Annotated in this window: 15 protein-coding genes; 6 read left to right on the top strand and 9 right to left on the bottom strand. The window is 65.7% G+C overall.

Annotated elements, in window-relative coordinates:
- The first annotated feature begins 79 nt into the window (after positions 1–79).
- A complete protein-coding gene (locus BST27_RS22620) occupies positions 80–1,672 on the top strand; it encodes a PE family protein (RefSeq protein WP_069422555.1) in 1,593 nt (530 codons plus the stop codon).
- Between the two features lie 9 nt (positions 1,673–1,681).
- Here the strand turns inward: BST27_RS22620 and BST27_RS22625 are convergent, their stop codons facing one another.
- The 7 genes from BST27_RS22625 to BST27_RS22655 all read right to left on the bottom strand — a co-directional run bounded on the left by BST27_RS22625 (position 1,682) and on the right by BST27_RS22655 (position 7,289).
- A complete protein-coding gene (locus BST27_RS22625) occupies positions 1,682–2,137 on the bottom strand; it encodes a DUF350 domain-containing protein (protein ID WP_069422554.1) in 456 nt (151 codons plus the stop codon).
- 13 nt (positions 2,138–2,150) lie between these two features.
- Positions 2,151–3,317 (bottom strand): glutathionylspermidine synthase family protein, encoded by a 1,167-nt coding sequence (locus tag BST27_RS22630; RefSeq protein WP_069422553.1) that lies wholly within the window; start codon positions 3,315–3,317, stop codon positions 2,151–2,153.
- The gene (locus tag BST27_RS33945) at positions 3,314–4,039 is read right to left on the bottom strand and encodes a hypothetical protein (protein WP_232007473.1); all 726 of its coding nucleotides are present in this window, start codon (positions 4,037–4,039) and stop codon (positions 3,314–3,316) included. The genes BST27_RS22630 and BST27_RS33945 overlap by 4 nt, the downstream gene beginning before the upstream one ends.
- An 82-nt stretch (positions 4,040–4,121) precedes the next feature.
- Complete coding sequence (locus BST27_RS22640) at positions 4,122–4,961, bottom strand: Cof-type HAD-IIB family hydrolase (protein WP_079220163.1); 840 nt, start codon at positions 4,959–4,961, stop codon at positions 4,122–4,124.
- The gene (locus BST27_RS22645) at positions 4,958–5,743 is read right to left on the bottom strand and encodes a lysophospholipid acyltransferase family protein (RefSeq protein WP_069422551.1); all 786 of its coding nucleotides are present in this window, start codon (positions 5,741–5,743) and stop codon (positions 4,958–4,960) included. The genes BST27_RS22640 and BST27_RS22645 overlap by 4 nt, the downstream gene beginning before the upstream one ends.
- 7 nt (positions 5,744–5,750) lie before the next feature.
- Positions 5,751–6,506 (bottom strand): lysophospholipid acyltransferase family protein, encoded by a 756-nt coding sequence (locus BST27_RS22650; protein ID WP_069422550.1) that lies wholly within the window; start codon positions 6,504–6,506, stop codon positions 5,751–5,753.
- A gap of 3 nt (positions 6,507–6,509) precedes the next feature.
- Positions 6,510–7,289, bottom strand: a complete 780-nt coding sequence (locus BST27_RS22655; protein ID WP_069422549.1) for a lysophospholipid acyltransferase family protein — start codon at positions 7,287–7,289, stop codon at positions 6,510–6,512.
- A gap of 61 nt (positions 7,290–7,350) precedes the next feature.
- Here BST27_RS22655 and BST27_RS22660 point away from each other — a divergent pair, with 61 nt between their 5' ends.
- Genes BST27_RS22660 through BST27_RS22670 form a run of 3 tightly spaced genes read left to right on the top strand, consistent with a single transcriptional unit; the run spans position 7,351 to position 10,015 of the window.
- A complete protein-coding gene (locus BST27_RS22660; protein ID WP_079220164.1) occupies positions 7,351–8,073 on the top strand; it encodes a phosphotransferase in 723 nt (240 codons plus the stop codon).
- 47 nt (positions 8,074–8,120) lie between these two features.
- Entirely contained in the window at positions 8,121–9,671 is a 1,551-nt protein-coding gene (locus tag BST27_RS22665; RefSeq protein ID WP_069422307.1) for an MBL fold metallo-hydrolase, read from the top strand.
- A complete protein-coding gene (locus BST27_RS22670) occupies positions 9,668–10,015 on the top strand; it encodes a hypothetical protein (RefSeq protein WP_069422308.1) in 348 nt (115 codons plus the stop codon). Before BST27_RS22665 ends, BST27_RS22670 begins: the two co-directional genes overlap by 4 nt.
- Here BST27_RS22670 and BST27_RS22675 read toward each other — a convergent pair.
- Positions 10,012–11,580, bottom strand: a complete 1,569-nt coding sequence (locus BST27_RS22675; RefSeq protein WP_069422309.1) for a phytoene desaturase family protein — start codon at positions 11,578–11,580, stop codon at positions 10,012–10,014. The genes BST27_RS22670 and BST27_RS22675 overlap by 4 nt on opposite strands.
- 73 nt (positions 11,581–11,653) lie before the next feature.
- Complete coding sequence (locus BST27_RS22680) at positions 11,654–12,280, bottom strand: TetR/AcrR family transcriptional regulator (RefSeq protein WP_069422310.1); 627 nt, start codon at positions 12,278–12,280, stop codon at positions 11,654–11,656.
- Positions 12,281–12,359: 79 nt separating this feature from the next.
- On the opposite strand from BST27_RS22680, the gene BST27_RS22685 reads away from it, so the two are divergent.
- Both BST27_RS22685 and serS read left to right on the top strand, forming a co-directional pair.
- Positions 12,360–12,854, top strand: coding sequence for a DUF2834 domain-containing protein (locus BST27_RS22685; RefSeq protein WP_069422311.1), 495 nt, complete (start codon positions 12,360–12,362; stop codon positions 12,852–12,854).
- Between the two features lie 201 nt (positions 12,855–13,055).
- Entirely contained in the window at positions 13,056–14,324 is a 1,269-nt protein-coding gene (serS, locus tag BST27_RS22690) for a serine--tRNA ligase (RefSeq protein ID WP_069422312.1), read from the top strand.
- Positions 14,325–14,489: the final 165 nt, after the last annotated feature.

The raw sequence follows: 14,489 nt of genomic DNA on the forward strand, positions 1-14,489 counted from the left end.
GCGGATGGGCCGCGCGCGACTACGCTCCATTTGCCTTGGCTATCAGTGTCGTCAAAAAGACCGTCAGGAGGACAGGGCCATGTCGTTCGTGGTCACAGCGCCGGAGGCAGTCACGGCTGCGGCCGGGAATCTAGCCGGTATCGGCTCGACGCTGCAGGAGGCAGCCGCTGCCGCCGCGGGCCCCACCACCGGCATCACCACGGCCGCCGCCGACGAGGTGTCGGTGGCAATTTCGCGGCTGTTAAGCACCTTCGGCGAGGAGTTTCAAGCCGTCAACAACCAAGCGGCCAACTTCCATGCCGAATTCGTCCGGTTGCTGAACGGCGGGGCGGCCGCATACGTCAACGCCGAGATCGCCAACGCCAGTCAGACCCTGGCGAGCGCGGTGACCGGGCACGTCCAGACGTTCCTCAACGGCGGCGGCCTGGCCACCGCGGAGACCGCCACCGGCGGCGCCTACGTGCGGCTCTTCGAAAACACCTCTACCAACCTGCGGGCGCTCTTCGCCGCCTGGGAGGCATATCCGTTCCCGTTGCTCCAGGCGGTCGGCGGCAACTGGCTGCGCTACTCGCAGATGATCTCCTACGGAGTTCGCAGCTTCATCGAGAACTTCCCCCAGAACCTGGCCAATCTGCCGTCGGCCATCGAGACCGGCATCCAGGGGCTCGTCACCTTCCCGTTCGCGCAGTACACCGAGCAGTTCATCCGCCAGCAGTTCGCCTTCGCCCACGCCGCCCACCAGACGTTCAACCAGATGATGACCGGCCTGTGGAACGGACTGCCCGCATTCAGCACCGGGGTTCACACGTCAATCCAGCAGTTGTTCGCGGGCGACTTCAACGCGTCGGTGGCCACCCTCGGTCAGGCCACCGCGAACCTGCTGGTCACCGGGTTCGACACGAGCAACGTCGTGGTGACTACACCGGGCAACGACTCGGTTCTCGCCATTGCCAAACCCGTGCCGCTCGGGCCGCTGGCAGATTTCTTCAACCTGATCGACATCGCCGGGCAAGACATGCAGTATCTGACGAACCTGACGTCGGTGCCCATCCTCCGGCAGATGTCGCAGAACCTGACCAACATGCTCGTCGTGTCCACGACCCCGAGCATCGAGGCGGAACTGTACGTGCCGCCGACGCAGGTGATATTTCCACCGCCGATCCCGCCAGTTTCATTCCCCGACTTCGCCGCCGGAACCCTCAGCGCCTTCTTCGGGATGCCGTTGGTCCTCTCCTATGCGGTCGTTGGTGCGCCGTTCGCCGGCCTGAATGCGTTCGCCACCGGCCTGGAGTCGATCCAGCAGGCCTTGTGGGCCGGCAACGGCTTGGGCGCACTGGGCGCGCTCATCGATCTTCCGGCGAACACGCTGAACGGCTACCTCAACACCGCCACCACCTTGGACGCGGCGATACCGGTGGCAACGGGCCTCACCCCACCACTCCTACCAACGGAAATGTTGATCACCCTGCACTTGCCGTTCGACGGGATTCTCGTTCCGTCCCACCCGGTCACCGCGACGATCACCTTCCCCGGCTATAACCCCCCATCGCCTTTCCCACAACCAAATCCATTGGAAGTCACCGTCTTCGGCACACCCTTCATGGGGCTCGTCCCGCTGCTGGTCAACTACATACCTCAGCAGTTGGCGCTAGCCATCACACCGACGGCGTAACAACAACCCTCACAGGATCGCGACGGCGACCACGAGCCCCAGGGCGACCTGCGCTGCCGCCACGATGCGCGACTCGTGGCGGTACTCCTCAGCGTGGAACAACGTGTCGACGTCGATGCCGAGCACCAACGTCGCGATCCGCATCATGGCAACCTGTGCGGCGATCCCGACCAACCCGTAGACCGCCGCCGCCAGCAGTCCCTCGACCAATCGGCCCGACGCCGAGTAGATGGCCAGCACCACGATCAGCGCCATGCTGACCATCCCGGCGGCGGTCACGATGATGGCGTTCGGATTTCCGGCGCTGACCAATCGGCGCAGATGCCCGGGCGTGGTCCAGTCGATGGCATAGAAACCGACGATCAACAGCACCAGCCCGAGGATCGCGTACAAGACGATGGCACTGACCCCGCGGCCGAGGTGACTCCAATATTCCGGCGCCAGCGCCACGACGGTTGACGTCATCGATGATCTCCGTTCACTTCAAAGGGATTCGGTGTGGGACGAAAGCTGCGCCGTCGTCGGTGATCAAACCTGCCGTCTCGCGGATACCCAAACCGGCGGACGAATCGCCGACGATCCAGGCACCCAGCGCGGGTCGCATTCCGTCGAATTCCGGTAAGGGATCCAACAATTGGTAGACGAAACCCTCTTCGCCGTAGACGCCCCCGGTCGCCGTCTCCAGGCCGGCACCCACGATGGTGACGTTCGCTCCCTCGCGGCCGAGCTTCGGCTTGCGCACGTATTCGGTCAACTCGTGCGGGTCATCCAGGTAGGCGGGCAACAGATTTGGATGTCCGGGGTACATCTCCCACAAGATCGCCAAGATCGCCTTGTTGGAAAGCAGTGTCTTCCACAGCGGCTCGATCCACATCGTCTGCGGCAGACTCGACATTGCGTACTTGCCGAACTCGTCGTCGAGCACCCACTCCCAGGGATACAGCTTGAAGATCGCGTGGATCGGCGCCTCTTCTAGGTCGACGAACCGTTCCAGGGCGTTGTCCCAGCCGATGTCCTCGATCATCAGGCCGATGGTCTCGAAGCCGGCTTCGGCCGCGGTCTCCTGCATATAGGTCGTCGTAATCTGGTCCTCACCAGTGTGTTCCACGCCCGACCAACTCAGGTGCAGCTGGTTGGTGGGCAATTGGTCGCCCACGACCTTCCACCGGTCAACCAGTTGTTCGTGCAACGAGTTCCACTGGTCGTCATCGGGGAACTTGTCTTTGAGCCAATACCATTGCACGATCGCGGCTTCCAACAAAGTCGTCGGCGTATCTGCGTTGTACTCCAGCAGCACCGCCGGGCGTCGCCCGTCGTAACGCAGGTCGAAGCGACCATAGACATGCGGGTCGGAGCGCCGCCACGATTCGGCGATCGCGGGCCAACTCCATTCCGGCAGACCGAAATCCGCGTACCGCTCCATCAGCACCACTTGCTCGACCGCGTTCAGGCACATCGAATGAAGCAGCTCGACGTCGGCTTCGAGGGCCAGGATCTCGTCCATCTCGAACTCGTAGTACACCGACTCGTCCCAGTACGGCCGGGCTGCGCCGCTCGCATCACGCGCCGGCGTGCCATACACCAACCCTTGCGATTCGACGATCGACTGCCAATTCGGCCGCGGGGTCGTCCTGCCGCGCCTCACGAGCCGCTGCTCCCCTTGCCCCCGCCTCCGCCGAAGCCACCCCGCTGAATCGTGGTGCCCGACTTGGTGGTGATGTGCGCACCGGGAGGACGAGCGGTGGTTCCGCCGATCGGTCGCTGGCCGACCGAACCCCTGCTGCCGTAGTAGTAGCGGTACTGGTGCCCGCCCCAGAAGAAGAACCCGTTCATGCCCGCGGTGTGCCCGCTGCAGTAGCTGTCCGGGACGACCACCGGTTGGCCATTGGGATCGTCCTGCACACATTGCGCGGTGACATGGTCCGGCGAAAACAGCCAATACCCGAAGGCCGCCACCAAACCGACCACGCCGACCGCGGCCGCCGAGCCCATCAGGACCCGCTTCTGCTTGCGGCGCTTCTCCTCCGCCGCGCGCCGCGCCTCCTCAAATGCGCGCTGCTTCTCCTCGAACTTCCTGCGTGCCCGCAGCTCGGCCGGGGTCGGCGGACGGGGCTTGGTCGTCTCCGCGTCCTGGAACTTGACACTGCCGGGGGTTCCCGGCGGGCGGGACTCGGTGGGTCTGGCCCGCCTATCTTGCTCGGCCGACTTCCACGGCTGCGATATCCTCGGCCCCTCCGACGGCTCATCCGACGGCTTGAGCCCCTCCGGTGTCTCATCCCCCGACTGGGGCGGTTGAGCGTCTGGTTGTTCGCTCGATGCGCTCTCCTCAGACCCGCCCTTGCCTGGTGGGTCTTCGTCGTCCCCCACTAGCTGTCCTCCGGTCGATTCGGGCCGTGCGCGGCGACATCACGCACGCGGGCAGTCTCCCATATCAGCATCGGCTGCGTGCCTAACGCCACCACCGCTCCAGAACCCGTGCGACGCCGTCCTCGCTGTTGGTGGCCGTGACCTCGTCGGCGGCGGCGAGTGCGGCGGGGTGCGCATTGGCCATCGCCACCCCCCGACCCGCCCACAGCAGCATCGGCACGTCATTGGGCATATCGCCGAACGCCACCACGTCCGCGTCCGGAATGCCCAACGGATCAGCGACCTCGCGGACACCGGTGGCTTTGCTGATGCCGCGCGGCACGATCTCGATCAAGCCGTTGTTGGTCGAATAGGTCAGGTCGCCCTCGGTGCCGATATGCCCGCTCAGTTCGGCCGCCATATCGGCGCTGTCCGCGCCTGCTTTTCGGATCAGCAGCTTGATCGCCGGCGCGCTGAGCAAGTCCTCGACGGAGACCTCGGTGTTGTCCGGATTGAGCCACGCGTGCTCGTAGCCCGGTGAGCTGACGAACTGTGGGGACGCGGTGTCGTGCGCCCGTTCGCCGATCCGCTCGACGGCCAGCCCGGCGCCGGGTATCACACGCGTCGCGATCTCCGCCAACTGCGCCAGGGCGTCGACAGACAGCGTGCGCGCCGACACCACCCTGTCGGTGGCCGGGTCGTAGATGACGGCGCCGTTGGCGCACACCGCCATTGGCGCGAAGCCGAGTTCCTCGACGACCGGCCGGATCCAGCGCGGCGGCCGGCCAGTGGCCAGGACGAATTGGGCGCCACCGGCGACCGCGGCGCGCACCGCGGCCCGGGTACGTGGGGAGACGGTTTCGTCGTCATTGAACAAAGTGCCGTCGACGTCGCAGGCGATGAGGGCCGGCCTCTTGGCCGGCGACGCGTTTGATGTTGTCAGCGCGAACTACCTCGATCGGGCTTGGGTCTGCTCACGCCGTCGTACCCGCGCTTCTGCATCCGCTCCGCCAGTTCAGCGATACGGAATTCTCTGGACTCCTCGGGGGTCGGCGCGCTTCCGCCCAGCCGCCGCGGCACCCAATACTCTCCCGGCGGATGCGGGTATTCCTCCTGCACCTGGTAGAGCATCCTGTTCATCACGTCGCGCAAGGCTCCGTTGAACGTTTCGATGTCGCCCTGCGGCCACATCGGGGCTCCGATTTTCACCGCGATCGGAACCTTGTTGCGGAACAGCTTTTTCGGGTGGTCTTTAGGCCAAATCCGGTGTGCCCCCCAAACAATCATCGGGATGATCGGCACCCGCGCCTCCATCGCCATCCGCGCGGCACCGGTTTTGAATTCGCGTAATTCGTAACTGCGACTGATCGTTGCCTCCGGATGCAACCCGACGATTTCGCCCTCGCGTAGCCGTTGCACCGCAACGGCGTACGCCTCGTGGCCCAGCGAGCGGTCGACCGGGATGAGCTGGGTGTGCTTGATCACGTAGTTGACGGCTTTGACGTCCTGCATTTCGGCCTTGATCATGAACCGCAGCCGCCGCTTGCGCTCCAACGCGGCCAGCGAGGCGGGAATCCAGTCCACGTAGCTGGTGTGATTCAGGGTGATCAGGGCGCCGCCGCTGCTAGGAATGTGCTCGAGGCCCTCGTAGGTGATCTTGTTCCCGTTCAGCGCAACTACCGATGGAACAAAAAATTCCATGAATCGGAAAAACGGCTCCGCCATAACCTGATTATCCTTCCCCCGACCTTGAATGATGCTGTGAACGGCTAACCAACTCGGCTGCGTCCAACTGAGCCGCCTCCTCCAGCGTGGGGGCACTGCCACCGAGCCGGCGGGGCACCCACCACGCGCCGGCCTCCGTCGGATAGCTCTCCTGCACGCGGTGCAGGAGTGCGTTCATCGCGTCACGCAGCACTTGGTTGGTCGCCGCGATGCCGTCGGCGGCCCGAAACGGCGGACCCGCCGCCACCGTCACCGGTATCTTCTTGCGGCCCAGTTGACGTGGATGGTCCTTGGTCCAGATCCGCTGTGCACCCCAGACAATCAGCGGAACGATCGGAACGTCCGCTTCGATGGCCATCCGCGCCGCGCCTGTCTTGAAATCCTTGAGTTCGAAGCTACGGCTGATGGTGGCCTCGGGATAGACCGCGACCAACTCGCCGTCCCGTAGCGCCTGCACCGCATGAACGTAGGCATCCGCGCCCGAACTGCGGTCGACGGGAATGGCCCCGTTCTTCTTGATCAGAAAGTTGACGATCTTCACCCGCTGCATCTCTGCTTTGAGCATGTACCTCAGCCGGCGGTGTCGGCGGCGCATGATCAACCCAGCCGGGAGAAAGTCGACGTAGCTGGTGTGATTGATGGCGATAACGGCACCCCCGCGTTCGGGGATGTTCGCTTCCCCGACGTAGGTGATCTGCGTTCCGGTCGCCAGCACCAGCAACTTGGCCAGCTCTTCACAGGCGCGGTAAATCGGCTCCGCCACGGGTCACTGCTCCGGTGCTCGGGCGGGATTGGCCCGCTCGGCGCGCAACGCCGCCTTCATCGCCGCCTCCTCCGCGTCCATCTGCGCGGCTTCGGCCAGCGAGGGCGCGCCACCGCCCAACCGGCGGGGCACCCAGAACTCGCCCGCCGGATGCGGCCCGTACTGTTCCTGCGCCTGGACAAGCAGGTGCTGCATCCGGGAATGCAGCAGGGCACTCAGCTCACCGACCGGCAGGGTCGGCTGGATCGGTTCGCCGACCACCACCTGGATCGGCACCTTCGGACGAACCAACTTCTTCGGGTGCCCCTTGGTCCACACGCGCTGCGCACCCCAGACGATGTGCGGAAGAATCGGGACGCCGGCCTCGATCGCCATGCGGGCGGCGCCGGTTTTGAATTCCTTGATCTCGAAGCTGCGGCTGATCGTCGCCTCGGGATAGACGCCCACCAGCTCGCCGGCCTTGAGCTTCTCGACCGCCGCGTCAAAGGAAGCGCCGCCGCTGGCTCGATCCACCGGGATGTGGCGCAGCGAACGCATGATCGGGCCGGTGATCTTGTGGTCGAACACCTCCTGCTTGGCCATGAACCGCACTTTGCGATGCAGACCCTGCTGATAGAAAGGCAGGCCCGCCAGCATGAAGTCGAGGTAGCCGGTGTGGTTGATCGCGACGACGGCGCCGCCGCTGGTCGGCAGGTTTTCCACCCCGGTCACGGTGATCTTGAGACCCTGTATGCGAAATATCAGGCGGGCGATCTGGATGACAGTGCCGTATACCGGTTCCACAGCAGTTCAGCCTAATGCTCCCGCCAGAAGTGGGTAAAACCCGAAGTCGGAAGGGGTGCCGGTGTCCTTTCCGTCGTCGCCACCGGAGCTGCCTGCGGTCGTACACCGCCTGGCCGCCGGCCGGCCGGTACGCGCAATCTGGCGCAACGAATTGGGCGGTCTCACCTTCCGGGTGGGCGCCGGCGCCGAGTACATCAAGGTTGCCAAGGAGTGGGCCGACTTCCCCAACGAAGCACGCCGGCTGCGCTGGGCCGGCCAGTACATCCCGGTACCGGAGGTGCTGGACTTCGGACTCGACGGCGACTGGTCGTGGCTGCATACCCGCGGCCTGCCCGGCTTGTCCGCGGTGCACCCCCGCTGGCGGGCGAACCCGCAGATCGCGGTCCGCGCGATCGGGGTGGGGTTGCGCACACTCCATGACCGCCTGCCGGTGTCGTCGTGTCCGTTCGACTGGTCGGTCCAGACGCGCCTGCCGGTGCTGCACCCGGCGCACCGTGCCAACCTTCCCGACCCCCCGCCGATCGATCGGCTGGTCGTCTGCCACGGTGACGCGTGCGCGCCGAACACGTTGCTCGACAACGCCGGCCGGTACTGCGGCCACGTCGACTTCGGCGAGCTCGGTGTGGCCGACCGGTGGGCCGACCTGGCCGTGGCCGCCCTTTCGCTGGGCTGGAACTACCCCGGCCGCAACTGGGAGGCGGAACTGTTCGCGGCCTACGGCATCGAACCCGACCCGCTGCGCATCGACTACTACCAGCGGCTGTGGCAAGACCCGGACCTCTGACGCAAGCTAAGCTCGTGGCGGATCCAACCGTCACCTGAAAGGCATTTGTGCAGGTCACAAGCGTCGGCCACGCCGGCTTTCTCATCCAGACCCAGGCAGGCAACATCCTTTGCGACCCCTGGGTCAACCCGGCGTACTTCGCGTCCTGGTTTCCGTTCCCGGACAACAGCGCGCTGAACTGGGACGCCTTGGGCGATTGCGACTACCTGTATGTCTCGCACCTGCACAAGGACCACTTCGACGCCAAGCTGCTGACCGAGCACGTCAACAAGGACGCGGTCGTCCTGCTGCCCGACTTCCCGGTCCCCGACCTGCAGAACGAGCTACGGAAGTTGGGCTTCCACCGGTTCTTCGAGACCACCGACTCGGTCCAGCACCGCGTGTCGGGCCCCAAGGGCGACCTCGACATCATGATCATCGCGCTGCGCGCCCCCGCCGACGGCCCGATCGGCGACTCGGCGCTGGTGGTTTCCGACGGCGAGACGACGGTGTTCAACATGAACGACGCGCGGCCCGTCGAACTCGACGTGCTGGCCGCCGACTTCGGCCATATCGACGTGCATCTGCTGCAGTACTCGGGGGCGATCTGGTACCCGATGGTCTACGACATGCCCGCCCGCGCCAAGGAGGCGTTCGGCACCCAGAAGCGGCAGCGGCAGATGGACCGCGCGCGCCAGTACATCGCGCAAGTGGGCGCGACGTGGGTGGTGCCGTCGGCCGGACCGCCGTGCTTCCTGGACCCCGAGTTGCGTCACCTCAACGACGACCAGGGCGACCCGGCCAACATCTTCCCCGACCAGCTGGTCTTCCTCGACCAGATGCGCACCCACGGCCACGATGGCGGCCTGTTGATGATCCCCGGGTCCGTCGCGGATTTCACTGGTACGACGCTGAATTCGCTTACCCACCCGCTGCCCACCGACCAGGTCGAGGCGATCTTCACCACCGGCAAGTCGGCGTATATCGCGGACTACGCCGAGCGGATGGCGCCGGTGCTGGCCGCGGAGAAGGCCACCTGGGCCCCGGCCGCCGGGGAGCCGCTGCTGGAACCGCTGCGGGCGCTGTTCGAACCGATCATGTTGCAGAGCAACGAAATCTGCGACGGGATCGGCTATCCGGTGGAATTGGTGCTCGGCCCCGAAACCGTCGTCCTGGACTTTCCGAAACGCACGGTGCGGGAACCCATTCCCGACGAGAAGTTCCGGTACGGGTTTGCCATCGAGCCCGAACTCGTTCGCACCGTGTTACGCGACCAGGAACCCGACTGGGTCAACACCATCTTCTTGTCCACCCGGTTCAAGGCCTGGCGGGTAGGCGGCTACAACGAATACCTGTACACGTTCTTCAAGTGCCTGACCGACGAGCGGATCGCCTACGCCGACGGCTGGTTCGCCGAGACGCATGACGATTCCGCCTCGATCACCTTGGACGGCTGGGAGATTCAGCGCCGCTGTCCGCACCTGAAAGCTGACCTGTCGAAATTTGGTGTGGTGGAAGGGAACACGCTGACCTGCAACCTCCACGGGTGGCAGTGGCGGCTCGATGACGGGCGCTGCCTCACCACCCGCGGTCACGAGTTACGGAGTTCGCGCGCATGATGCAGTTCTATGACGACGGCGTGATTCAGGCTGACCGCCAAGCCATTACGCTGCGTCGGTACGACTTTCCGTCCGGCACCGCCAAGGTCATTCCGGTGAGCAAGATCCGCGGTTACAAAGCGGAACCGCTGGGTCTGTTCATGGCGCGGTTCAACATTTGGGGCAGCCCGGACCTGAACCGGCGCCGCTGGCTGCCGCTGGACACGTACCGGCCGTTGAAGTCGACGCTGATCACCTTCGACGTCCCCGGCGAGCGTCCGCAGCCGGCCTGCACGCCGGCACGCCCCGACGACTTCACCGCCCTGTTGGACGATCTGCTCAAGCGGGAAAAAGACCGGGCTTAACGGTCCGCCAACGCCGCGCGGCCCGCGTTGTAGCCGGGGGTGAAGGTGATTCCCGGCCCACCGTGGCAACCGGCGCTGCCCAGGTACAGCCCCTCGATCGGGATCGGTTGGCCGACAAAGCCTCTCGGACCCGGTCGATTCTGACCGATCTGGTCGGAGTGCAGCAACCCGTGGCAGTAGTCGCCACCGGGAGCCCCGAACATCACCCCCATGTGCCGCGGCGTGAAGGTGGTGTGCCGGATGATGCTCGACTCGAAGTTCGGCGCCAACCGGGTGATCTTGTCGATCACGCGTTGGCCCATCTCGATCTTCGCCTGGCCGTAGTCGGCGCCGCCTTCGATCGGGAAGAACAGCGCGAACGCCGATGCGGCGTGCTTGCCCGGCGGGGCGAGGTCGGGATCGTGTACGGACGGGACCTGCAAGACGACGGTCGGGTCGGCGGGCACGATTCCCCGACGGGCGTCCTCCCACTGCTGCTGGACTTCCTCGGGTGTGCAGAAGATGCCGATCGATGCCTGCATGCTCGGGTCGTTGAGCGCCTCGTAGGGCGCGACGAAACGCGGCGCCTCGTCCAAGGCGAAGTGCATCTGTAAGTAGCTGCCGCGGTGGTCGATTCGCGCGTAACGGTCCCGGACGTCCGACGGCACCGCCGCGGGGTCGATCAGTTCGTTGATGGTGACATCGGGAGCGATGGCCGAAACCACGATGGGCGCGGTCAAGGTGTCACCCGCCTCGGTGCGCACGCCGCTGACCCGGGCCCCGGACGGACCCCCGTCAACCAGGATCTCGATGACCTTGGACCGCAGTCGGACCTCGCCGCCGTCGGCTTCCAACAGTCGGGCCAGGTGCGCGGTGAGCGCGCCGATGCCACCGCGCAGCTTCTTCATCTGCACGAAGTCGCCCTCCGGCATCCCGAGGCCGAAGGCCAGAGCCGCGGCACTGCCCGGCGTCGACGGCCCGCGGTACAGGGTGTTGACGGCCAGCATGGTCATCGAGCCCCGGATGGCGCCGTGCTTCTCGCGGTCCGGGAGATAGCGGTCCAACACCTCGGTGACCGACCCGAACAGCATGTCGTCGATCGCCGATCGCTCGAATTCGTTGGTGGCGCAGGCATACATCTCGTCGAACGTCTTCGGCAGGGTGCCCGCCTCGAACCGGCCCAATGCGCGCGTCGGCGCCTGGGCCCACATCATCAACCCGCCCATGCCGGCGACGGCGTCGGCGCCGTGTACCTCGTTGAGGTGAGCGAACATCTTCATCGGGTCGCTGTACTGGACCAGCGGGTCGTCGCCGACACCGCGCAGCGCTACCGCCATCACCTCGAGGTCCACGGTCGGCAAGGTATCCAGACCGAGTTCACCGATGACCTCGGCCGACGTGGGGAACTGCACCGATCCCGCGATCTCGAAGTGGTAGCCGTCGAACAACTCCACGGTGGACGCCATGCCGCCGGCGTAGAGCTTGGTATCCAGGCATACGGTCCGCAGGCCGGCCCGCTGCAACAGCACCGCTGCCGTCAGCCCGTTGTGGCCCGCGCCAATCACGATCGCGTCGTAGTCAGACATTTTCCGAGACCTCTCAGACGACCTCTCGACCTCCCAGACTTGGAGGCTGGCACGGTGCCACAAGTTTTGTCAATTATGACGAAACTTGTCCCGGGTGCCAGGTGTCGGTGATGCCGTTTCGCAGGGTCTCCAGGGCGACGTGACTCACCCGGGCCAGTTCGCCGAGCGATCGGTCCTCCCCGAGCATCCACGCCTCCATGGCCCCGAACACTGCCGCCGCGATACACCGGGCGGTCACCGTGGCGCGCAGCTTGGCATCGGGCAGCTGTTCCGCCGATCGGCTGCGCCGTTGCAGTTGCACCTGGATGGCGTCGGCGAGGTCGGCCTGGACGTCCCGGATGTGCCGCACGATCCGGCTCGGATCAATCTCGCCGCCCCGTAGTGCGGCGATCTTCGTCACCGCTTCTACGTCGTACGGAAATGCGAAGATGGCGGCTTGGACGGAGTCGATCACCGGTTCGTCCGCGGGTCGGGCCTCAAGCGCGGCGCGGAACCAGTTCAACCCCGTGTAGTCGGCGAACAGCAGGTCGTGCTTGGAGCTGAAGTGGCGGTAGAAGGTGCGCAGCGAGACGCCGGCATCCGCCGCGATCTGCTCGGCGGACGTGTTCTCCACACCCTGGGCCAGGAACCGCACCAGTGCCGCTTGGCGCAGCGCCTCGCGGGTGCGTTCGCTGCGCGCGGTCTGTGCGGGCCTGACCATTCGAGCAAGATACCAAGTTGTCTTTGCGTCTTTTTTGACAATATTGACAAAACTTTGGCGCCGGGGTGAGACTGCGCCAATGGTGTCGCTACTCCTCCACGCTGTCCTCGGCATCGCCGTCATCATCTGGATCGTCAGGTCGAACCCCGCGGTCTACGCAAGGCCCTCAGGCGGACCGGCGTTCTCGCCATTGGAACTGGTGTACTACGGGGTCGGCATCGCCTCGATCGCCCTGGGCTGGTACTTCAACATCCGCTTCGTGCAGCAGTACGCGCCGCACGGCATCACCGGGGTGCACAATCCAATCTGGGGCGACGGGAGCTGGGCGCAGTACATCCAGTTGATGTTCGTCAACCCGGCCGCAGGCTCAGCGGGGCAGGACTACACGATCGCGAATGTCATTCTGCTGCCGCTGTTTTCGATTATCGACGGTTATCGGCGCGGGCTGAAGCGGCCGTGGCTGTACTTCGTCAGCAGCCTGTTCACCAGCTTCGCCTTCGCGTTCGCCTTCTACTTCGCCACTATCGAACGGCAGCGCCGGCACGAGCAGGCCCGCCAGACGGTCGACGCCTGACTCGGCTTTCGCCCCCGCCCGCCGAACGTGGGCCCTGCGCACCCGCCGATGCGAAACCAGGGCATACACCACACACTCGGCGCGCCCGCCAGCGGACGCCCGCCCGCCGAACGTGGGCCCTACGCACCCGCCGATGCGAAACCAGGGCAATACGCCACACACTCGGCGCGCCTGGCCAGCAGCAAAAGTAGTCTTGCGGCCGTGATCGACCTGAAGCAACTCCGGGAAGACCCTGACGCCGTTCGCCGCTCTCAACGCAGCCGTGGAGAAGATCCGGCGCTGGTCGACGCGCTGTTGACCGCGGACGCCGACCGGCGGGCGGCGATCTCGGCGGCGGATGCGCTGCGCGCCGAACAGAAGGCCGCCAGCAAGAGCGTCGGCAAGGCGTCACCCGACGAGCGCCCGGCATTGCTGCAACGCGCCAAAGAACTGGCCGAGCAGGTCAAGGCCGCAGAAAGCAGCCAAGCCGAAGCGGAGGCGGCATTCGTCGCGGCGCATATGGCGATTTCGAATGTGATCCTCGATGGCGTTCCCCCGGGTGGCGAGGACGACTACGTCGTGCTCGACGTCGTGGGCGAGCCGGCGAAGCTGGACAACCCCAAGGACCACCTGGAACTCGGGGAGTCGTTGGGCCTGATCGACATGCAGCGCGGCGCCAAGGTGTCCGGCTCGCGGTTCTACTTCCTGACCGGCCGGGGCGCGCTGCTGCAGCTGGGTCTGTTGCAGCTGGCGCTGAAAGTGGCCGTCGACAACGGCTTTATACCGATGATCCCGCCCGTGTTGGTCCGCCCCGAAGTCATGGCCGGCACCGGATTCCTGGGCGCCCACGCCGACGAGGTGTACCGCGTGGAGGCCGACGACCTGTACCTGGTCGGCACCTCGGAAGTGCCGCTGGCGGGATACCACGCCGACGAGATCCTGGACCTCTCCGGTGGGCCGCTGCGCTATGCCGGCTGGTCGTCGTGTTTCCGACGGGAGGCCGGCAGCTACGGCAAGGACACCCGCGGCATCATCCGGGTGCACCAATTCGACAAGGTGGAAGGGTTCGTCTACTGCAAGCCCGCCGACGCCGAGGCCGAACACGAGCGGCTGCTGGGTTGGCAGCGCGAGATGCTGGCACACATCGAGGTGCCGTACCGAGTGATCGATGTGGCGGCGGGCGACCTGGGTTCGTCGGCTGCCCGGAAATTCGACTGCGAGGCGTGGGTGCCGACGCAGGGTGCGTACCGCGAGCTGACGTCGACGTCGAACTGCACCACCTTCCAGGCGCGCCGGCTGTCCACCCGCTACCGCGACGACAACGGCAAACCCCAGACCGCCGCCACCCTCAACGGGACGCTGGCCACCACCCGTTGGCTGGTCGCCATCCTGGAGAACCACCAGCAGCCGGACGGCAGTGTGCGCGTGCCCGCCGCGCTGGTGCCCTTCGTGGGCACCGAGGTGTTGGAGCCGACGAGCGGGCGCCGATAGCAGGCGCGCCGAGTGTGGGGCCCTTGGCCCAGGTAATCCCGTCAGCGGGTACACAAGCCACACACTCGGCGAGTGGGGGTCTACAGCAAGCGCGCCGAGTGTGGGGCCCTTGGCCCAGGAATCGCGTCAGCGGGTACACAAGCCACACACTCGGCGAGTGGGGGT

The sequence above is a fragment of the Mycobacterium intermedium genome (genome assembly GCF_002086275.1).
In the GTDB taxonomy this organism is placed as follows: domain Bacteria; phylum Actinomycetota; class Actinomycetes; order Mycobacteriales; family Mycobacteriaceae; genus Mycobacterium; species Mycobacterium intermedium.